Source organism: Psychrobacter sp. 219-2-C (assembly GCF_049560815.1).
GTDB lineage: Bacteria > Pseudomonadota > Gammaproteobacteria > Pseudomonadales > Moraxellaceae > Psychrobacter > Psychrobacter faecalis.
In genome coordinates this window covers 914,679-935,875 of the sequence record NZ_CP186933.1, presented here as the reverse complement: position 1 = coordinate 935,875, position 21,197 = coordinate 914,679, and the positions used below count along the sequence as shown (strand labels likewise).

Annotated in this window: 21 protein-coding genes; 4 read left to right on the top strand and 17 right to left on the bottom strand. The window is 42.7% G+C overall.

Features of this window, described 5'->3' with window-relative positions; genetic code table 11:
- Positions 1-167: 167 nt before the first annotated feature.
- Both ACPEGP_RS03745 and ACPEGP_RS03740 read right to left on the bottom strand, forming a co-directional pair.
- Positions 168-1,535, bottom strand: coding sequence for an MATE family efflux transporter (locus tag ACPEGP_RS03745; RefSeq protein ID WP_191690966.1), 1,368 nt, complete (start codon positions 1,533-1,535; stop codon positions 168-170).
- A gap of 315 nt (positions 1,536-1,850) precedes the next feature.
- A complete protein-coding gene (locus ACPEGP_RS03740; protein ID WP_423813985.1) occupies positions 1,851-2,345 on the bottom strand; it encodes an EVE domain-containing protein in 495 nt (164 codons plus the stop codon).
- A gap of 284 nt (positions 2,346-2,629) precedes the next feature.
- On the opposite strand from ACPEGP_RS03740, the gene hemW reads away from it, so the two are divergent.
- A complete protein-coding gene (gene hemW / locus ACPEGP_RS03735) occupies positions 2,630-3,952 on the top strand; it encodes a radical SAM family heme chaperone HemW (RefSeq protein ID WP_423813984.1) in 1,323 nt (440 codons plus the stop codon).
- 64 nt (positions 3,953-4,016) lie between these two features.
- On the opposite strand, the gene ACPEGP_RS03730 is transcribed toward hemW, so the two are convergent.
- Positions 4,017-4,157 carry an entericidin A/B family lipoprotein gene (locus tag ACPEGP_RS03730; protein ID WP_144296920.1) on the bottom strand — a complete coding sequence of 47 codons (141 nt, stop codon included), beginning with the start codon at positions 4,155-4,157 and terminating at the stop codon, positions 4,017-4,019.
- 255 nt (positions 4,158-4,412) lie between these two features.
- Between ACPEGP_RS03730 and ACPEGP_RS03725 the strand changes: the two genes are divergently transcribed.
- Positions 4,413-4,985 (top strand): tRNA (cytidine(34)-2'-O)-methyltransferase, encoded by a 573-nt coding sequence (locus ACPEGP_RS03725; protein WP_286797729.1) that lies wholly within the window; start codon positions 4,413-4,415, stop codon positions 4,983-4,985.
- A gap of 117 nt (positions 4,986-5,102) precedes the next feature.
- On the opposite strand, the gene ACPEGP_RS03720 is transcribed toward ACPEGP_RS03725, so the two are convergent.
- From ACPEGP_RS03720 to tusD, 4 genes are all read right to left on the bottom strand, one after another.
- Positions 5,103-5,459 (bottom strand): TusE/DsrC/DsvC family sulfur relay protein, encoded by a 357-nt coding sequence (locus tag ACPEGP_RS03720; RefSeq protein ID WP_144296922.1) that lies wholly within the window; start codon positions 5,457-5,459, stop codon positions 5,103-5,105.
- On the bottom strand, positions 5,456-5,809 hold the full coding sequence (locus ACPEGP_RS03715) for a hypothetical protein (protein WP_423813983.1): 354 nt from the start codon (positions 5,807-5,809) through the stop codon (positions 5,456-5,458). The genes ACPEGP_RS03720 and ACPEGP_RS03715 overlap by 4 nt, the downstream gene beginning before the upstream one ends.
- Positions 5,810-5,895: 86 nt before the next feature.
- A complete protein-coding gene (locus ACPEGP_RS03710; RefSeq protein WP_423813982.1) occupies positions 5,896-6,219 on the bottom strand; it encodes a hypothetical protein in 324 nt (107 codons plus the stop codon).
- Positions 6,220-6,315: 96 nt separating this feature from the next.
- Positions 6,316-6,774: a sulfurtransferase complex subunit TusD gene (gene tusD, locus ACPEGP_RS03705; RefSeq protein WP_423813981.1), complete on the bottom strand. Its 459-nt coding sequence runs from the start codon at positions 6,772-6,774 to the stop codon at positions 6,316-6,318.
- 356 nt (positions 6,775-7,130) lie between these two features.
- Between tusD and glnE the strand changes: the two genes are divergently transcribed.
- Both glnE and ACPEGP_RS03695 read left to right on the top strand, forming a co-directional pair.
- Complete coding sequence (glnE, locus tag ACPEGP_RS03700) at positions 7,131-9,980, top strand: bifunctional [glutamate--ammonia ligase]-adenylyl-L-tyrosine phosphorylase/[glutamate--ammonia-ligase] adenylyltransferase (protein ID WP_423813980.1); 2,850 nt, start codon at positions 7,131-7,133, stop codon at positions 9,978-9,980.
- 305 nt (positions 9,981-10,285) lie between these two features.
- Positions 10,286-11,215 carry a branched-chain amino acid transaminase gene (locus ACPEGP_RS03695; protein WP_068408726.1) on the top strand — a complete coding sequence of 310 codons (930 nt, stop codon included), beginning with the start codon at positions 10,286-10,288 and terminating at the stop codon, positions 11,213-11,215.
- Between the two features lie 127 nt (positions 11,216-11,342).
- Here the strand turns inward: ACPEGP_RS03695 and ACPEGP_RS03690 are convergent, their stop codons facing one another.
- The 10 genes from ACPEGP_RS03690 to ACPEGP_RS03645 form a co-directional block, all read right to left on the bottom strand.
- Positions 11,343-12,224: a ChbG/HpnK family deacetylase gene (locus ACPEGP_RS03690; protein ID WP_423813979.1), complete on the bottom strand. Its 882-nt coding sequence runs from the start codon at positions 12,222-12,224 to the stop codon at positions 11,343-11,345.
- Positions 12,221-12,670, bottom strand: a complete 450-nt coding sequence (locus ACPEGP_RS03685) for a GtrA family protein (RefSeq protein WP_193030169.1) — start codon at positions 12,668-12,670, stop codon at positions 12,221-12,223. The genes ACPEGP_RS03690 and ACPEGP_RS03685 overlap by 4 nt, the downstream gene beginning before the upstream one ends.
- Positions 12,663-13,766, bottom strand: a complete 1,104-nt coding sequence (locus tag ACPEGP_RS03680) for a glycosyltransferase family 2 protein (protein WP_193030167.1) — start codon at positions 13,764-13,766, stop codon at positions 12,663-12,665. The genes ACPEGP_RS03685 and ACPEGP_RS03680 overlap by 8 nt, the downstream gene beginning before the upstream one ends.
- 74 nt (positions 13,767-13,840) lie before the next feature.
- A complete protein-coding gene (locus ACPEGP_RS03675; protein ID WP_423813978.1) occupies positions 13,841-15,448 on the bottom strand; it encodes a glycosyltransferase family 39 protein in 1,608 nt (535 codons plus the stop codon).
- 209 nt (positions 15,449-15,657) lie between these two features.
- Positions 15,658-16,584, bottom strand: coding sequence for an IS30 family transposase (locus tag ACPEGP_RS03670; protein WP_423813977.1), 927 nt, complete (start codon positions 16,582-16,584; stop codon positions 15,658-15,660).
- A gap of 142 nt (positions 16,585-16,726) precedes the next feature.
- Positions 16,727-17,425 carry a putative nucleotide-diphospho-sugar transferase gene (locus tag ACPEGP_RS03665; RefSeq protein ID WP_193030152.1) on the bottom strand — a complete coding sequence of 233 codons (699 nt, stop codon included), beginning with the start codon at positions 17,423-17,425 and terminating at the stop codon, positions 16,727-16,729.
- Between the two features lie 102 nt (positions 17,426-17,527).
- Complete coding sequence (locus ACPEGP_RS03660) at positions 17,528-18,298, bottom strand: hypothetical protein (RefSeq protein ID WP_423813976.1); 771 nt, start codon at positions 18,296-18,298, stop codon at positions 17,528-17,530.
- A gap of 94 nt (positions 18,299-18,392) precedes the next feature.
- Complete coding sequence (locus ACPEGP_RS03655) at positions 18,393-19,241, bottom strand: hypothetical protein (protein WP_423813975.1); 849 nt, start codon at positions 19,239-19,241, stop codon at positions 18,393-18,395.
- A 29-nt stretch (positions 19,242-19,270) separates the two neighbouring features.
- On the bottom strand, positions 19,271-20,071 hold the full coding sequence (locus ACPEGP_RS03650; protein WP_423813974.1) for a glycosyltransferase: 801 nt from the start codon (positions 20,069-20,071) through the stop codon (positions 19,271-19,273).
- A 151-nt stretch (positions 20,072-20,222) separates the two neighbouring features.
- Positions 20,223-21,182, bottom strand: coding sequence for a lysophospholipid acyltransferase family protein (locus tag ACPEGP_RS03645; protein ID WP_423813973.1), 960 nt, complete (start codon positions 21,180-21,182; stop codon positions 20,223-20,225).
- Positions 21,183-21,197: the final 15 nt, after the last annotated feature.

The window sequence follows — 21,197 nt, the reverse complement described above, 5'->3', positions numbered from 1 at the left end:
ATTCACGCCAATGAGCAATCAATGTACAGTTGTTAACTGAGTTTTTTTACATATTATGACGTAAGCGTGCTTAAGCGTAAGAAATATTCAATGATTTATCATAGTCGATGTCACAAGGTAGCGCCAGTCATGGTTACTAGACGCTACGTTTGAACCAAGCGACCGCATCAAGCCCATAATGTTGTCAAGCGTTTTTGCTGATAGCGCAGACGCAGACTTAATAATATAGACGATAAGAATAACCCAGTGATGAGAGCCATCCAAAAACCCTGTGCGCCAACGTCGGTGAAGCGCACCAGATAGACGCCAAGTGGTAAAGCAACCAACCAATAACAAAATAGCGTCACCCACATCGGCACAGTGGTATCTTGCATACCGCGTAATATACCAGCGACATTGACTTGCCAGCCATCAAATAATTGATAAGCGAGAGCAAAAATGAGTAAGTGCATGGCTTGCGCGCGTACCACAGGATTATCGGTGAATGCCGCCGCCAATTGCGGCCTAAATAACCAAACGCCGAGCATAGACGTCAGCGCAATGATAACCGTCCATACAAGCCCTGTAGTTAACACTTGACGCAGCGCCATCAGATTTTTTTCACCAAAGCGGTTAGAAATCATAATGGTCAGCGCCATCGCAACTGATATGGGAATCATAAACAGCTGCGAGGTCACGGATAATGCCACTTGATGCGAAGCGGTCGCAATCTCACCGAGCGGACTGATAACTAGCGCCCCTAAACTAAATAAGCTGGCTTCAAAAAAGATAGAAATACCAATCGGAATGCCAAGTTTTAATAGTTTTTTAATTTGCGTGCGGTTAGGGCTGGCAAAAGCATAAAAGAAGCGCGTGCTGGCAAATTGCTGACGTTTGGTAAAGCTGGTATATGTCGCTAACAGCAAGACATTAATCCAAAGTACGATGGCTGTTGCTACCCCGCAACCAGCGCCGCCCATTTCGGGCATACCAAATAAACCGTGGATAAAAATATAGTTAAGCGGAATATCGGCGAGTAGCCCGATGATACTAATAACTGTCACCGGCTCTGGTCGGCCAAGCGCTTCACAATAACTGCGCAGCACGGCATAGACCGCGATTGCCGGAAAACCGAACGATACCCCATGTAGATATTGCGCAGCAATGGGTTGAATGTTTTCAGGTACGCCCATCACCCCAAGTATATTGGGCGCTAGATTGACAATGATAAAGCCGAGAATACCAATGACGCCGGCCGTCCATAACGATTGCTGGGTAATATGTGGCACTTGGCTATGATTGTTTTGGCCGATGGCTTCGCCGATAAGCGGCGTGGTGGCAATCAAAATACCGGTCGCCAATAAAAACAGCGGCAGCCAAATACCGGAGCCGACAGCCACGGCCGCCAAATCAAGGGCGGAGACTTTACCGGCCATAATGGCATCGACGACACCAAGCGCTGCTTGGCAAAACTGGGTAATTAAGATAGGGAGGGCGAGTACGCCTAAGCGTAAGCTGTAACTTTTAAAATCTCTAAAGGATAATGGGAAAACCATAATGAGCAACTTTTTATTCTTTGCAGTAATTATTGTGGATGAGCAAATGCTGCCATCAACAAGTTAATAGCGAAACAGTGAAATAGGATTGGTGCGACGATAATACTCCGATAAATAATATGAGCAAGTCCATTTTTAATGACTATTAATAACAACATGCCGATAAAGTAAAAAATTAAACAGTTAAGACTAAAATGAAAAATGACCCGTCAATCCGTAAGTAGAATTGAGAGGTCAAGATAAGAAAGTTTTGTTAAATTCGCATTAGGATTGGTATTTTTCAAATTTTAATGATTTACCAGTCCTACGTTATGGTTAAATGGCGCTAGGCGAATTTGGCAACAGATTCAGCTCTTCTGCCATATCCATAATCGTGTTCCAATGCTTGGGTTCAAGCGGCAAAATGGTCAGCTGCTCACAGCCTTTTCTTAGCAATAAAGAATCCTCAAGCGCCGGCAAAAATTTAAGCTGCGCTAATGGCAGTATATCCGTAAAAGCCTGCTCAAAAGTCACATCTACCATGTACCAGCGCGGCTTATCTTCAGTTGCTTTAGGATCATAATGGCGATGTTCGGGATGAAACTGGGTTGGGTCAAGGTAGCCAGCTCTGCTGATAGTTACGATACCAGCGACGCCAGAAGGTTTGGCGCTAGAGTGATAAAAAAATGCTTTGTCACCAACTTTCATATCGTCACGCATAAAGTTGCGGGCGCGATAATTACGTACCCCATCCCACATCTCCGTGCCTGCACGTTGTAAATCTTCTATGTTAAAACAGCGGGGATTGGATTTGATAAGCCAATATGCCATGGTCTTTATCCTTGTAAAATTATTAATGTAATCATAATGGTTTCATAGTGATGGCTTTAAAAGCTGCTCATCATCTATTTTTATTCCATATTTATTTTCATTCTTTGTAGTCATCTAGCTTATCTAGCATTACCACTATCGGCCATTGCTATAAACGCCGATTGTTCCCAATACTTTTATGGCCAATTTATGCTGATTAGGCTTTTCTTTAGCACGCCCAGCCGTTATCCTAGCGCTACTTTCTGCTGATGACCGCAGCTACTCTTTTATAGATAAGTCCGCTTATGTCAAATATCAAATCTTCTCATTTTTCGAATCATCTTGACGCTACTAATCGTAACGAAACAAGTGCGCTTATAGTGAAAGATATTCCGTTAGCACTTTATATCCATATTCCTTGGTGCGTGAAAAAATGCCCTTATTGTGATTTTAATTCGCATGAGCTGCCGATGGACAGTCAGCTATCTATGTACGATGAGTACGTTGATACGCTATTACTTGATGCAGCGTCACAGCAAGCGTTAACCCAAGGACGAGAAATCAGCTCAATATTTATCGGTGGCGGCACACCGTCGCTACTGCCCATTGCTCAGTATCAGCGTTTATTTAACGGTTTGCGTGAGATTTTTCAGTTTGCCGGTGACATTGAAGTGACGATGGAGGCCAATCCAGGCACCCTTGAGCATGCACCATTTGCACAGTATTTAGACGTAGGCATCAATCGTTTGTCGATTGGCGTACAAAGCTTTGCTGCTGGCCAGCTCACCACGCTGGGGCGTATTCACGATCCCGCCCAAGCACTATCAGCTATTAAAGCCGCTCGTCGCGCTGGATTTGAACGTGTCAACGTCGATTTGATGCATGGGCTACCGCAGCAAACGATGAGTGAAGCCCTGAACGACATTCAAATGGCACATGACGCAGGTGCTACTCATATTTCATGGTATCAGTTGACCATTGAGCCAAATACGGTGTTTTATCGCAGTCAGCCGATTTTACCCGATGAAGATAGTTTGGCAGATATTGAGCAAGCGGGGCAGACATTGCTTGAGCATTTGGGCTATGACAACTATGAAGTGTCGGCCTGGGCAGGCTCGTCTGATAAACCTTGCCGTCATAACGTCAATTATTGGCAGTTTGGCGACTATTTGGCAATAGGTGCGGGCGCGCATGGTAAAGTTACCATTGATGATAAATATGTAAATCAAACATTAATGGTTGATAAAGTGTCTGATGAGGTATTGAAAAAGGTATTAGCAGAGGCGGGTACTTATCGCTTTAGCAAATCACGTATGCCAAAAGACTATATAACTTTTGATATCGACACGATGAATAATATAAAAAAAGAGGGCGCGCCAAAAATGGTCGGTTGGCAGGCAATCGCGAGTGATGAGCTGGTCAGTGAGTTTATGCTTAATGCCTTACGTTTACATGAAGGCGTGACATGGTCTTTGTTTGAAGCTCGAACAGGGCTGAGCTATGACAATATTGCTCTAGAAGTAAGTCAACTTATTAGACAAGGGCTTTTAGTAGATGATAATGAACACTTACAGCCAACGGCGTTGGGTAGAAGATATCTTAATCAGATCTTAAGAGTATTTTTATAAAGCGTGCAGACAAAAAAAGAAGCTTACCAAATGATAAGCTTCTTTAATATAAGCCTAAAAAGGCTTAGATTTTGTTTTGTACTTCTTGTGCAGTACCAGTTACAGCGCCACCAGCACTTGATACGTCTTGACCTAGACCTTTAAAAGTGTTGCAACCAGTTAGTACAAACATAGCAGTCAAAGAAGCGATAACTAATTTTTTCATAATTTTTTCCTCAAAAAAGATAGAGTGTTATAAGTCATAACAATGGAACCTAGCGTTTTACATAAGTTTCACTGAGGGGTTACAGGATACAAGGACAATGTTTTTAAATTATCTCGCTATCCATTAGGGTCATGATAATCAAAGTTAAAATCTGTGCCCAGTATCAAAATGTAATTATTGGCAGTAAACTGTAACTTTTGATTACGTCTGTTATATACGTTTAGACAAAATGCTTAAATCATTTATGGAGTTTGTATGACCATTCATATCGTGTTGGTAGCGCCAAAGATGCCTAGCAATACTGGCAATATTATCCGCTTATGTGCCAATAGTGGGGCGCAGCTACATTTGGTCAGGCCGTTAGGGTTTGAGCTCGACGATAAGAAGCTACGCCGTGCAGGTCTCGATTATCATGAATACGCTCATCTGCAAGTACATGACGATTGGGCAATGACCAAGCAAGCGCTACAAGCGGCTGGTTGCGAGATTATCACCGCACTGACGACTAAGCTGAGTAAACCGTTTTATGACTATGATTTTAGCGGACAAACGACTCAGCATTTAGATAGCAGTGCGTCTAATAGTCCATCTTCACATCATGTGGCGCTGGTCTTTGGTTCTGAAACGGCAGGGCTGCCAGAGGATATCCGTACCGATATCGGCGCTGATAACTGGCTACGCTTACCAATGCTTGCGGATTCGCGCAGTTTAAATCTTTCTAATAGCGTGGCAATATGCTTGTATGAAGTTTGGCGACAGCAAGGATTTGACGGCGATGAAGGTCGCAGTATCGGTTATGACACCTTGACCGTTTATGACCCAAAATAGAGTAGAGATAGAGAAGCTAGCAGGGTGAGGTGATTGGGTAAAAAAGCGGTTAAAGAAAATTAGTCGTTTAATTTTCTTTAACCGCTTTTTTGCTGCTTTTTTTATAAACCACGTGCTTTATAAACAATTTGGCGGTTTTGGCAAGCCAGCAAGCCGATTGACATGACGGGCAACCAAACCCGTACTAAATAACTGCTGGAGCTTTTGATTGCTGATGTCATGCTCAGGCAAGGTTTGCTGTAGCCATTTAATCAGCGGGCGGGTCGCTGGCGCGTGATTGAATTTGGTAAAAAATGCGCGTACCTGCTGTAAGATGGCTAAATGTTCAGCATTTAAAGTTACATCTAGAGTATTCGCGAGCTGCTGCGCAATCGTAGGCGTCCAAACTGTATGGTCGCATAAATGCCCGTCTTGGTCTAAGTCCACTGCAGTCATCTTCTCAGCAGGTGTAATATCATCTTTAGAATTCATCATAGAGCAATTGTTACCACTTTATCAAAGGTAGCGCCATTCGTATGAGTATTTTGAGTTAAGGCGACCCATTCATTATCGCTCAAAATAGCCGTTAATTTGGCGGATAAATTGAGCTTTGCTACTGTATTATCGTTCAGCTGCGCTACGTCCTCAGCGAGGGCATAAATTGCCGCTACCTCTTTTGTTTCAATGTCCTCAAGGTCTTCCAAATAAGCATTAAACCAGTCAATAAAAGCGACCGTTGTGCCTAATAGTATAATGCTATCACCCGCACGCCACGTCGATGTCATTTGTTCTGTGCTGCGTCTGAGCGTATCCATACTGCTATGTAATTGGTATAAAGTTGCCATAATCGTGTCCGCTTACTTACTGTATTTATTGTCATATTAAAATAAATATTAACAATGTAAATTCGTCCTAGCCCAAAAAGTTGCTACTAAAAGACCAAAATCTGGTCAAATTCTTGCGAATTTACCACCTCTGGTATCAAGGTCAGCTGCGTCGCCAAATCTGCCGGTAACATACCCGCAATCCAACCGCTAAACACATCGTCCGGTAACCAAGCGGCTGGCATATCATATAACTCAAGCGACTGAATCATGCCATGCAAACGTGATTCAGGCTGCATTAAAAAACCAAAGACCGGCGCATCCAAATACAGCTGCACCTCATGACCAAAAGTCGCTAACGTTAAAGCCAGCGCGCAGCCTTCATAGCTTGCCATCTCGGTAGGCGTATGCAAGCGAATGAGTAATTTCATGGTGTATTCCTAATCTGATTATCGCCAACCACTATTATTCATCTGGTTATTATTAAGTTGGCTGTTTTGACAGCGAGTTGTCATGCAAAACGCTGTTTAAAACTGCAGCAAACGACAGTTACCTTGCATCATCATGGCAAGCTCACTCAGTCCTACCAGCTTAAAACAAGCGGCCAGATTTTCGCTATTTAACTGATGACGGGTACTATTTTCACTATCTGAAATACCGCGGCTAAGCGCCGTACTGACGCAAACGGGCAGCGTCAATTGATATTGCTCAGCAAGCTTTTGCCACTCTTTAGTGATATTCATCTGGTCTGCTGACTGCCAGCGCAAGCGATTGGCGGTATTAGCGGCATCGGCATAGAAAAAAATATTCAATGGCGCAGGTACGTTTTCATTATTATCACTGTTATCGGTCTCATCATTATTGTTCGTGTCATTATTATTTGTATCAGTGTTTGCGAGATAGGTACGCGCATAGCGTAACGCTAGATGTGCCAGCGGATGGCTGGGATCAGCAGTAATTAATAATAGCGGGGTTGTGGTCGTCATAATCGCGGTGTCACTTATGATGAATGAGTATGAAGAAAAAAGCGCAACGCCTTAATTTTTTTAAGACTCAAGAATTTAAGAATCGAGTTTTTAAGAATCAAGCACTTAAGAATCAAGCACTTAAGAATCAAGTTTTTTGAGCCTTTTAAGCATTGGCTATTGTAGCATTATTCGCAAAACTTTCTTATGTTCGTCAGTTCTTAGTCAGTAAAGTGCTGTCAGTAGCATGGCTGAGGATTTATGCTACTATAAAAATCCTAAAATAAGATTGTTTATAGCCGCGTTAATATTGTAAAAATAATTTTTGCGATTGATGTGGTTTTTATAGCTTTATGCTGCAAGGAGTTGTTGTCGTTATGCTATCTACCATGCCTAGTAGTACAGGCTTTCAGCCTAGCTCAGAGCAGCTACAAGTGCTACAGACTGCCAGCGAGTTTGCTTATCAGGTTTGGCAAAGTCGAACGGGCGCTTGCCAGACGTTTTTGCGCAGTTATCCGCTAGAGAGCACGTTAACGCGCCAGCAAATTGATGATTTGATTCAAGATTATACGTTGGATGAGAATTATCAGCTCGCCAATGAAGACAAGGTAATGAGTGGTTTGCGGCATTTGCGTATGCTGCTAATGATGCGCTGGATTTGGCAAGATGCCTTGGCCATGATTGAGCTTGAGCAACTGACCGATGAGCTGTCTGAATTTGCCGATGGCTGTATTTTATTTGCCAAAGACTATACCTATCAGCAGCTGATTGTGCAGTATGGGCAACCGACCTTTATTAATGCCAAAGGTAATGTGCAAATCGATGATATGGCGATTATGGCAATGGGTAAGCTTGGCGCGCATGAGCTGAATTTATCCAGTGATATCGACCTGATTTTCGTCCATCAGGCGCGCGGTGAAACGGACGGTGACAAAGCAAAAGGCACGCGCAGTATTGATAATAAGCGTTTTATGACCCGGCTTGGACAAGGCATTATTAGGCTGCTCGATAATAATACCGCTGATAGTTTTGTATTTCGGGTCGATATGCGTTTGCGTCCGTGGGGCGATGGCAGCGATTTGGCGATTCATTTATCCGCATTGCAGAAGTACTTTGCCCAGCATGGGCGGGCATGGGAACGTTTTGCTTGGCTCAAAGCGCGTGTGGTTGGGAACATCGAGCAGCCGTTTTTTGACGACATACAAGCGCTGATTAAGCCTTTTGTGTTTCGTTATTACGTTGATTATAGTGCTTTTTCAGCTTTGCGAGAGATGAAGTCTCTGATTCAAAATCAAGTCGCTCAGCGCGAAGACTTAGATAATATCAAGCTTGGCGCGGGTGGTATCAGAGACATTGAGTTTATCGTCCAAGCCTTTCAACTGATTTATGGTGGTCGGCATCCGCAGTTACAGGTTAAGTCTTGTTTGGCAGCGATGCAGGCACTGTGTCAACTTGGGTATTTAGAAGAAACTACTTATCAAGAGCTACAGGCTGCTTATCGTTTTTTACGGCGCCTTGAACACGGTATTCAAGCGATTAACGATCAGCAAACGCAGCGCTTACCGCATGACCCAGAATGGCAGCATAATTTGGCAATGACCCTTGGCTTTGATGATTGGCCAGGGTTATTAGCGACGCTGAATGATCACCGCTATCATGTCAATGTGCCGTTTGAGCGTATGGTTACCGAACGGCAGATACCCGATCAAGACGATGATGAGTTTGAGCCTGAACATCTAAACGAGCAGATTGCGCGCTTAAATGAGGTGTTAACTGAAGAAAATCGCGAGCGTTTACAAGGTTTTTGGCAGTCAAAAATGGTCGCCAATTTGAGCGATGAAGCGCGTGAGCGTTTGGATGATGCGTATCCTGTGATTGTCCACGCGCTCCTTGTCCATGAAGAGCAGCAGCAACTTGCTAATATCGCTTTGCCGCGTTTAATAAATTTGCTAGAAGCTATTTGCCGCCGTTCTATTTATTTGGTGATGATTGCAGAAAACCCCAATGCCACCGTTGAGCTGATTCCGATGTTATCAGCCAGCCCTTGGATTGCTAAGGAGTTGGCGCATTATCCGGTACTTTTAGACACGTTTTTGCAGCAGCGCTATCGGCATTTGCCTGACAAGCTTGAGCTGCGTGATATTTTGCGCCAGCAGTTGTTGCGCGTAGAGCCTAACGATGAAGAAGAATTGCTGAGCGTACTGCGATTGTTTAAAAAGAACCAAGTGCTCGCAGTGGCTGCCAGTGACGTGCTGGCAGAGCGCCCAATCATGAAAGTGTCAGACTCACTGACTTATATTGCCGCTGTGGTGTTAGAGGCGGCGCTGGAGCGTGCCTTTGCGGAAATCGTCAAACGTTATGGTTACCCAATTGGTCAAGATGGCGATCCGGTCACTGAAGCGGATTGCGGCTTTGCCATCATTGGTTACGGCAAGCTTGGCGGGCTTGAGTTATCCTATTCATCTGATTTAGACTTGGTGTTTTTGCATAAAATAAAAGAGCAGGGCATGACCACGGGAGAGAAATCGGTCAGTGGTATGAAATTTGCCGCCCGTTTGGCGCAAAAGCTGATGACTTATCTGAATACCCAAACCCGTGACGGCCGCGCTTATGAAGTCGATATGCGCCTGCGTCCCTCGGGCAATGCGGGCATGATGGTGGTTTCTTGTCATGCGTTTGAAACCTATCAGCTTGAGAAAGCGTGGTCTTGGGAGCATCAAGCGTTGGTACGGGCGCGGGCTATCTGCGGTGATAAGCGCGTGACCGCCCGTTTTTGTGACATTCGTCGTACCGTTTTGGCGCTACCGCGTACCATTGAGCAAGTCCGTATCGAAGTCACCAGTATGCGTATTAAAATGCAAAAGCATCTGGGCACCAGTCAGCACCAGCAGCAAGCGGGCAAGTTTCACCTTAAGCAAGATGCGGGCGGCATTGTCGATATTGAGTTTTTGGCGCAGTTTGCGGTATTGGCTTATTCGCACGAGCATCCAAGCTTGACCAAATGGAGTGATAACGTGCGTATCTTTGAAGAAGTCGCCGCGCTTGGTATTTGGGAGCCAGAAGTTTGCCAAGATTTGACCGATGCGTATTTACGTATCCGCGCCGCGACCCATCAATTGGCACTATCTGAGCAATCGTTACTGGTGGATGAGTCATTATGGACAGAAACGCGAGCACTGGTACAAGCGCAGTGGCAGCATTTGATGGGCGTAGAATCTGCTGAATAATCCTGCCATAAAACAATGATGCGGCATTATAAGTTCATTGCAATAAGCGTAGGGCTTTGATAGCCATTGTAACGAATGGTATATGAATAAAAGCCATGCAGTGATAAACTAAAATATTGTATTTGCCTCTCGTGCCGGTGCTATAATCACTGGCACCTTAAATTTGCAGATAGAAAAATTGCATTTGAAATTGCATCTGAAAATAGGCACTCAGTGTCAGCAGGCAATTTTACTTAAAACATTTATTTAACCATTAACACTCAACAAGAAAAGTTAGACGTCAGCGCTAGCATAAGGACTATTAAATGAATATGGCAACACAAGAAGGTAAGCTTTGGATGAATGGCACGATGATTGAACAGCCAGATGCCAAAGTTCATGTGCTTACGCATAGCCTGCATTACGGCATGGCGGTGTTTGAAGGCGTACGTGCTTACCAAACTGCTGACAATCGTACGGCGATTTTTCGCTTAAAAGATCATACCGATCGTCTATTGGGTTCTGCAAAAATCTTTCAAATGAATGTACCGTTTGATGCAGCCGCACTTGAGCAAGCGCAAAAAGATGTGGTCAAGCAAAACAACTTGGCAGAAGCCTATATTCGCCCACTTATTTGGGTTGGCGCCGAGAAATTGGGTCTATCATCGCGTGACAATAGTATCAATGCGATGGTCGCTGCTTGGCATTGGGGCGCATATCTTGGTGAAGACGGTATCAAAAACGGTATCCGTGTAAAAACCTCGTCATTTACCCATCACATGACCAACGTGACCATGTGTAAAGCTAAAGCCTCAAGCAACTATCCTGTGTCTATAATGGCTAACCAAGAAGTCACGCGTAATGGCTATGATGAAGCTATCTTGATGGACCCACAAGGTTATGTCTGCCAAGGCGCGGGCGAGAACTTGTTCTTAGTCAAAGATGGTGTACTGCATACCCCAGATTTGGGCGGCGGCGCCCTTGACGGTATCACTCGCCGTACTATCATTCAATTCGCTGATGATTTGGGTATCAAAGTCGTTGAGCGCCGTATCACTCGTGACGAGTTTTACTTAGCCGATGAAATCTTTATGACAGGTACCGCGGCTGAAGTGACGCCTATTCGTGAATACGATGACCGCGTCATCGGTAATGGTGGTCGTGGTCCATTGACTGAGAAGTTGCAAACCTTGTACTTTGATGTAGTCCATGGCCGTAATGAGCAATATATGGATTGGTTAAGCTTTATTGATTAATTTTTAAAGCTACATTTCATTTTTAAAACCAGATCGTATGAATAAAAAAGCTAAGACTCTTGATAAGTCTTAGCTTTTTTATTTGTCATTGGTCATTTTTATTATGGCTTTGTTAATTATTAAAGGTTCAAGAGGGTGATGTTATATCTGACCAGCGCATCAATTTTACTTCATACTGAGCTAATAACTCTGCAAACTCTTCACTGATTAACCACTTATACTCAATCTCACGAGCCGCTTTGATTTCATCCTGCCAGCTATTACTCCCACTTTCAGGAACAGCAGGATGACACATAATCAGAGTAGGTGTTAGGTTAGCTGTATGACGCGGTGCAGCTTGCAGCCACTTTTCCCATAACATTACTAATTGCTGACGATCAGCATCAAAACCATAAACCCCACCAAATTTATCATTGGTTAGAATTTGATGATGCTGACAAGATTTTCGCCAAGCATAACCACCTAGTATATAAATGATCCAAGACTTTACGTCATTGATAAGCGGTGTAGTAACGCGTGCGCTCAGCATGTCTTTTGCTATCTCATCACTATAGCGGTTAGTTAGCTCTTTAATCAAGCTCTCACGAATAACAGGAAACTGATGAATATGTTGATGTCCGTCAATAAATACAGGCGCACGATTAAAGCGTTCTTCAAATCCATCTAATTGTTGTTTAATAACATCGCTTACTTGCATGGGATTCAAACGACGCAAGTAGCTTGCAATAATGATTGATTTTAATGAACCACGTAGGGCAGATGGGAATATCCCCGTCAAATCTAAATGCAAGCCAATATCGACATTGAGTTGGTTCAGACGATTGATATTGCTATCCGTAATTGTACCGCCAACCATATAGCTGCTGGCACCAATACGTCCAAGTTCAGCAAGATGAATGACCGCATCGTTGACGGCAGTCGACAATCCTAAATCATCAACGTTAATAATCACAGGGCGGGTATGGTTAGATAGCGCAGCAGCTTGCTCTTTATAACGAGGATGGCTCATGATTTAAATGCCCAAAACTTGCCCAAGGCAAAGGTCATAACGGTAATAACGCCCGTGACCAGTAGCCATATCAGCATATAATACTGCTCGCCAAACCAACGTAACCCTAAAACGAATAAGCCTTGATTGGCAATAAATCCTGCAGCAGAACTACTAAACCATTTTCCTAAAGCAGGAAGATGCCTTTTTTTATGAATATGATTATTGTTGTGCTGAATGCTCTTATCTGAATACTCTGATTGTTTAAAGGTAAAATAAAAATGCCCGAAAAAGCTGACCACAAAAGCAATTAAAAAAGCGCCTACGTTTGCCCATGCTGGCGTGGCAGTCGTGAAATTAACAATACTGACCAATACTAAAAAATGCACCAAAGCCGCACTGGCACCAACGGCTAAAAACCAAAGGGCTTGCATAGAATTCGATTGCGTTTCTGCTGTGTTATTCATCAGCTGGTTTGTCCATTGCACTTTTGGCCGTCGCCTGTAGGTAATTATCAGCGTATTGATGAGTAGTATGCGCAGACTTGCTATTGATGACTTCATCGATTAAATACAGTGGTCGCTGCTTAACCTCTTCATAGAGTCTACCGACATATTCGCCAATCACGCCAATACAAACCAGTTGTATACCAGTAGAAAACATAATTCCTGCGGCAACCGTTGCCCAGCCTGCGACATCGCTACCAAATATTAGGGTATCTATCACGATATATAAGCCGTATAAAAAAGCCAATGCAGAGACTGCAAAACCTATGCGTGAAATCAGCCGCAGTGGTCGCTGAGAAAAGGAGGTAATACCTACAAGTGCCAACTCAAACAAACTGCCATAGTTAAATTTACTTTCACCAGTATCGCGATTGGCAGCGGTAAAGGGCAAATAGACCGTATTAAAACCAACCCAAGCATACAAACCTTTCATAAAGCGTTGGCGCTCGGGTAATGAGCGTAAAGCATTTAGCACCTTGCGATTCATCACCCGAAAATCACCGGCATTAGGACGAATCTCATAACGCTGACTGTCCTGGATAAAATGATAAAAACTGCCTTTTAAAGTTTTTGCAAGCCGGCTTTCATGCGGGCGATTGGCTTGAATACCCGCGACCATATCAATATCCGATTGCTCAATCATCGTTAGCATTTGTGCTAATACTGCTAAGGGATGCTGTCCATCGGCGTCAATCATAGCAACCATCTCGCCTCGCGCAGCTGCTAGACCAGCACTAAGCGCAGGCTCTTTACCAAAATTACGCGATAAACGTATGAGCTCTAATTCTGTATTTGTTGGACGAGTAGGCATTAACTGTGTGACTACCTCGACTAAGTTATCGCGGCTACCATCATCAACAATAATAATCTCACAGCTTGCTATTCTTGCTGTTGAGCTCCTTAGATTTTGCTCGGCCGATGCTATCTCTACTGGCGCGCGTAGTGTCTGCGTAAAGGCAAAGACCTCTGGCAAAAACACTTGTAAGGCTTCCGCATCATTATACGCAGGCATAATAATCGACAAATAAGGGCGAGATTGTGACAACTGATCTAGCATAAACACTCAATTATTTTATTCATATAAATGGCTATTTACCAGCCGCTGATAAGTAAATGCTGATAGGCAAAGTTTTATTTAGAATGCTGAAAGCAGCGACTTGGGACATAAGCTACCCAGTTTATCAATAACGGCTTTTCTATCTTACCGTCACGCCAATCAATCTGCCATTGACCCTGCTGCTTAATTAAGGGATTAGCGTTGTTATGGCTATTCTCTACTTCAGTAGTGGCAATAGCATCAACATCATCAAGCAGCGGCAGTACGATAGCTTCTTCGCCCTCTTGCCACATGACTAACGTTCCATTTTCTTGTAGGCGCTGGGTGTTCATCCAAGGCGAGTGACTGGCAGGGCCCGATATCATTTGTGAGGGAAAGCCGCTATTCATCGCGACTAATGCGCCAAGCCAGCGATCACCTGAAACGCTATCAAGTGTACAGCTACTCAATGATTGCCAAGTGGTTTGTGCTTGAACTGCCAATGCCTGCTCCGGCCACTGCATACGAGAAGGCTTATGACGAATCTTGTCGCCAAAGCCCACATATACTACCATTAGTACGGTGACAAGGGACAACCAAATAGTAAGTGCTTTTCTTAGCTTGATGGCAGTTAATAATTGAGTGGCAGGTGCTATCAAGGAGGCAGCGAGCAACCCTGACAGTGCCCACATTGGCATACCCCACATATCACGCAAGCCCACCCCAAACACCAAGCTTAAAACAACCAATACCGCCATTGGTGATAACCACATATACCAAAGTAATGCTGCGTTCTGCGGCAAGCTGTGCTTGTAGTCATCAGTCTTTAATAAACGCTTGCGATTAACAGCAAGCATGATAAATAGCGGAATATGGGCGACAAGCTGAGCAATGATAAATCCTATCCAGCTAAAATGCCGCTTGATGTTATATGCCCCAGCAGCAACCTCTTGCGAGCGTCCACTGGCATAACTAAGCGGCAACCAATCGTGCGTTGCTAACCAATATAAATGCGGTGCGAAGATAGCCAACATAATAAAAGCCGCTATCCACGGTTTCGGTTGTTTTAATAATGGCCACTGTCTTGGCAGCATTAAATAGAATGCCATTGGTATCAGTAAGAATATTACAGTGTACTTGGTTAGCATGCCAAGTCCACCAATCACACCCAGTAATATCCAATCTCTGAGACGGTTTTGAGTCATAGATTGATAAAACGCTAAGTACAATCCTGCCCAAATGGGAAACTGAGCGACGTTGTGATTAAACTCAAGGCTAGGGTAAGTGTAGTACAGAACCGCTAAAGTTAACGCACTACCGATTAGAGCGGTGGTCGGTGACCAAATCTTCTTACCTAACTGATAAATTAGGACTAAGGTCAGTAAGACAGATAATTGGCTGAGTAAATAAGGGCCAACATGACCAAACAATTGATAAAAGCTGTATAATATCCATGACGATAATGGGGGGTGTTTATAATAACCCCATTGCCATTCGCTGCCCCAATTGATACCTTCGCTAATATCGAAGGGTACACTGCTGGCTAGAAAGCTTGGAGTGATAGACCAAATTAGAAAATAGGCTATTAAGAACAACCCAAACCAGCGCCAAGACTTAGATTCTATAGGTTGTTGTTTAGGGGGAATATCCATGCCATTATTTATAGGCTGAGCATAAGAGGACGATTGTTCAGAGGGTGTCATAATACGAGCCTTATAATAATACAACCAACTTAAAGTAAGTCTGGTTTATAAGTTTTTCCGTATTATAGAGACAATTGATAGATAGGCATAGTCGGGCACGATTTTTATCTGTCGTAGTATGAATTTTTCGTTACTAAAAACCATTAACATATAATAATTTTTATTGTACTGGATTATTAGGATCTTAGATTAACACACCAAGTGCAACGCTAATTAATATTATAGAACGCCTGCATAGGCGTCTTAAACCCTAATCGTTTTCTTGGTCTGTTGTTTAGTTTGTTCTCAATGTCCTGTATTTCATTATCAGAAACTTGTCTAAAGTCACAACCCTTAGGCAAGTACTCTCTGATAAGGCCATTGGTATTCTCGTTGGTTCCTCGCTGCCATGACGCATAAGCATTGGCAAAGAAGAAAGGGCTAAAGAGCTTTTGTTTCACCTTCTTATGCTGAGCAAACTCTTTACCATTGTCAGAGGTAATGGTCTTAACCTGCAACCTCACTGGCGCTAAGAGTTCTATCATTGCCTGTGATACTTGCTGTGCTATTTTATGACCCACACGCTTCATCTTCAATAGCCCCGTTTTACGTTCAACGAGCGTGACAATCTCTTGCTTGTGATGCTGACCGATAACGGTATCCGCTTCCCAATCTCCAATACGTGAGCGTTCTTCAACAATACAAGGGCGCTCATGAATCGAGACTCTGTCATTGATACGGCCTCGAGTCTCAGCGGTTAGACGCTGCCGGTATGGTTTGGCTTTACGTCTGAGACACTGCCACAATGTACCGCCTTGCCTCTTATCACGCCAAATATAGCGATAAATGCTCATATGACTGATACCAGCATGAACGCCAGATATTTGCTCAGGACGCAAGTTCTCTTTAAGCTTGTCTGTCACCCATGCCCAGAGGTCAGCCACAATAGTTATGGCGTTGTTAGCCCGTCTGTCACAAGCCTTGTTATTAGCATGCTTTGCTCGGTAACCTCGTAGGCTTTTATGACGCCTAAGCTCTCTTGATATAGTACTGGGACTTCTGTTTAACGCTCTCGCTATGAAATTAATACTATGTTTTGCCCCTTTAAGGGCATAAATCTGGTATCGTTCACCTAGGCTTAGATGCGTATAGCTCATGGTTGCAATCTCACTTTGGTCGGTGGATAAAAACTTTGATGCTAGCGCATCTAGTTCTTTTTTTTACCTCGCATTTGGTATTGCACTTCATTTGTTAATCTAAGTTATATTTTATGCTCTGTTATTAGAAAATACATAGAGGTTAGAATGCTAATAGGCCATAAGCTACTAAAGCAATAATAATTAAAGCAGTAATAATCGCTATTCTATTACGCTGTCGTATTTTTTGCCGTTTAAGTTTAGTATGACCGCGGCTGGCCTGATATTGCTCAATATAAATATCACCATCATAGTCTTTATCGAATATTTTTATATAACCGGGATTGAGTGCTTCTACGGTTAAAGTGTCGCCAAGTTTTTCCATAGCGACATCCAAACTATCTTGGTCCACTTGTGTTTGTTTACCGTCTACTTGTTCGGTTATCCATTGTTCTACTAAATTTATAGTATTGGCAGTATTGCTAAAAAACATAGTACTAGCCAGATAGTCGTGCGACATGCCTGGCAGTCCTTTAGTCTTATAAAATGCGACATCAGCATCAATAGTATTAAAATAATCTAAAGGTTTTTTGACCAGTGCATCGGCATCTAAATATAAAATATTTTTATTAGGGAATTTTTTTAGACATTCTAAAATGAAGTGTGGTTTGATGCGAGTATTTGCTTCCCAGTAACCCGCGTCTTCCACTTCTTTAAAGTAGTAATTGAGGTTAAATTTATCGAGAGATTCCTTTAAGTTTAAAGCATGACTGCGATAACTATCGGTATAAAAACAACATACGATAAAGCTATCCGGCGCATTGATTTTTTCGAAGAATAATGGAGTTGAAGCTGAAGTCATGGAAAGCTCTATAAATTTAAGAATATAACATGAATGGTGGAGTTTTCTGGCGATATATTAGATAAGTATTTCAAATATATCCAGTAGTATTAGTAACTGATTTTAATCTAACCACCATTTAGATTTTTCGCTCTTGTGTAATGAGCGCATGGTGGAAAAAGCACTGTCGCTCTTTTGAAGCTTGTCAAAAACGGATAATAGCATTGTCGTCGCTAACTTATCGGACCCATAAAAACTCTCGTAACGCTTACGCATGTTCTTTAAAGTATCATCGGAGCCCACACGAAAATAAGTTAAACCGTCATATAAAGGGATGTCACTCCGATAAAACGCCTCAATGTTATCGTCGAGTAGGGGCAAAGATTCACAATTAGCAGGTCGTAGCAAAAACTGTTTAGTTTCATAAACTCTTAAAGTAGTCACAAGCGTAGTGATGTTCATCAAAATAGCAGCCCTGATGCTATCGGTTGAATGATCAACAAAGGTGTCACAGGCAGAAACAACCCAGCGTAAAGACAAATGCTCTAACAGATAGTCTGTTTCTGTATTCCATAACTGCTCAAACTCAGCAAAGATTTCTTTGGACTTATAATTTCGACGTAATAGGACTACGAGTGTGGCATGATAAAAACAAAGCTCTGATTGCCCGATAAACTGATGTTTTAAATTCTCCAAATGAGCAGTTAAATCATTGGTTCGCGGTTTATGCGTTAAGGCTGAAGAAGCATCGCACATAGCATCTGTGATTAGAGAAGCTTTCATCTCATCAAGGCTTTTATTCATAAAGGTTTTGACGATTTTTCCTGCATTTAACCGTTTTTCACTTTTAAACAGTAAAATCACTTTTCTTTGCCATCCACTCGGTGCTGTCATTTAATACAAACCCTATTCGTAAATGTTTATATATTGATTGAAGCGTGTATCTGACCAAAAATTTTTATCTACTAATTCATTTAAAAAATAGCAATTAATCTAGTGCACTAAATAGACCCTGAGAGACTGGTGAATGATTTACAACAGGCACGTTATTTTCTTTATAAATCTTACCTAGCAGGTTAAAAGACGGCACAATCCGATCAGTAATTGCCTTATCTAATTTACAAGGCGCGCTATCGCATTTACTCTCATAAAATCGAGGTTGGTTATTATTCAATAAATCAATCCCATATAAGTGAATCGCGCCAGCATGACGTGAATAAGCCAACTGGGCGGCGACGTAAGCTACTGTTCCTGCTTCTATAAACCCATAAGTCATATCTAAAGATAGGCCGATAGGCGCAGGCTGATGCTGCGTATCTATAACAAAGTTAGGTTGATTGGCCAATAATGCTAGCGGTATCTTTTTATTATGTGAGAGTGGTTTTGATAGTAGCCGGCCAAACCAAGACTTATTTGTTTTTACGCTCCAAGCTCGATCGGCAGGGTAGATAATACGCATTGCATTATGGTATTTGCTTATCATGCTGGGGTGTGAGAATGCTAATGCCTCAAACACTGCTAGAGTTGCATACAAAGGCTGGCCTGTGTAGTACTTGTTTAAAATATCTGGTTGATGTTTGACGAAGCGCGCATCACTAATGACATAACCGACGACATTGGTAAAATTGTATTGAGCCATTAGGCTAATACTACCATTCACAAAAATAGTCGCCGTATCTACTAAGTCCGCAAATGATAAATCTGTAATAGATGGACCAGAAGCAATGATATTGACTGCTTGCTGGTGAAGGTTTTGCTCGGCTTCTCTTGCATCAAAAGCAGAAATACCAACACTCTGATTGTCAATATTAAAAGTGGCGCTAGGAGGTAATTCCATGTTGGGTTCCAGATGTTTCTATGACTTAGTTACACCCAATACTCTTGCAACCAAGGGCTAGGCTTCACATGACGATACCATTTGCCGCCGCCACCTTTGATGGCGTCTGGTGGATTAATCTCACCATGAAAGATAACAATTTTTGCGCCTTCAGGTAACGTCGGTGCACGTACAAAATTCAAAGGAGTAGGCGCCATACACTGATATTTAAAACTGACACACCAGTTTTTATCCCAGTACTCTAAATGGTGATGCTCACGCAGATAGTTAGAAAGATAAGCCTGCTCATGACGAACCTGTGTGCGAATGGTTTCAAAGTTGCGCTCAAAGTTTGCGAGCAAATCAGGATAGGAACCCATACCGATGTTAAAGCGATAAACCGAGCTATTGCCAATCATGCGCCATGGCTTTTTCCAGTCACGAATAATGACGACGCTGTCTTCATACTCAGCTTCATAAGTGAAAAAAGCATCAATGTTATCGACAATAACAATATCGATGTCTAAAAATAAGGCGACACCTTTTAGGTCATATAATTCAGGCTTAAAAGTGGTCAGCTTTTTCCAGCCACGTTCAGGACCAGCTGGTAAATCCATTTCTGGAATGGGGTAACAAGTAACTGCAGGGTCGATGCCAGTACTATCATCGGTTAGGCAAACCATTTGAAAATCTAAGGTCAGATGCCGACTAACCATATTATAAAGACGGTTGACGTATTCATGGCCATATTTATCACCCCATTTCATACAAATAATATAACGCTGCTCGGCAGTGCTATGATCGGTTTGTAGTTGCTCGGTCGATGAAAGGCTGGTTACGTCAGTCGCCATAATATACTCATATTAAAGTCAATGAAAATTTGTTCAGTCATTAGTCAGCCAAAAAATATCCTAATAAATAACCGCTTGCTCATATTAGCATAGCTATCATTGACGATATTTCTAGATGCTTAACTGATTGTACGAATGTTGCTTATTAGAATTAAACTTCAGAATCATTAGACATTTGCTTATTATCATGTAAGGCATGTTTTTGTATATTACCGTTGATAAAATCAGCCAAAGCTTTTTCGTCAGCCCTATAAGGGTTGTCTAATAAAGGAATTTGTTTAAAACGGCGATAACCCCACATATAATGACTGTAATGAGCTTCAATCATATGCTGCATGGCAATATTGAGCGCATGAGCAGCGGTTTCGGTATTACGATCATAGAGCGCTGGATCGTCTAACTTATAACAATAAATATCAAAACCTTGCCCATCGTCGCGGCGAATACAAGATAAACCAACCAACGCACACTTGGTTTTGCTTGCCAGTTTTGACGCCAATGTGCTGGTTAAAGTTTCAATACCAAAAAAGGGCACAATTACGCCACCTGAAGGTTCAGGAACGTGATCAGGCAATACAATACTAAAACCGCCTTGTTTTAAGGTCTTAAAGACCGCTTTGACGCCACTACCATCGGTCGGAACCAGTGTCGCATTAAGACGCGAGCGACCTTGTAGAACAAAATCGTTGGTGAGCTCACCTTTAACAGGTTTGTACATAATCGTTGGCGCGCCAAACTGATTGAGCCACGCGTTCATCATCTCCCACGTACCGAGATGTGGGACAATCGCTAGCATACCATTAGGATTGGCAAGCCCTTCTAATAAATACTCTTTATTATGAACGTCACGAATCTGGGCGATGCTCCATTGCGGTGGCATCGCCCAGCTTTTAATAGATTCGATACTGGTTAAACATTGATGATAAATAATCTCTTTGGTTAATGCGCGTTTTTGATGAGCAGATAACGACGGCGCAATCAGCGCCATATTGATACGCACAGTGCGCATAATACTAGCATTTGGTAGGCGTAATATTATCCAGGCAACAAAACGTGCCAGCATCTGCAAAACAGATAGTGGCACGAATTTGAAGAGATGATATGGATTCATAACCATTCACATGGT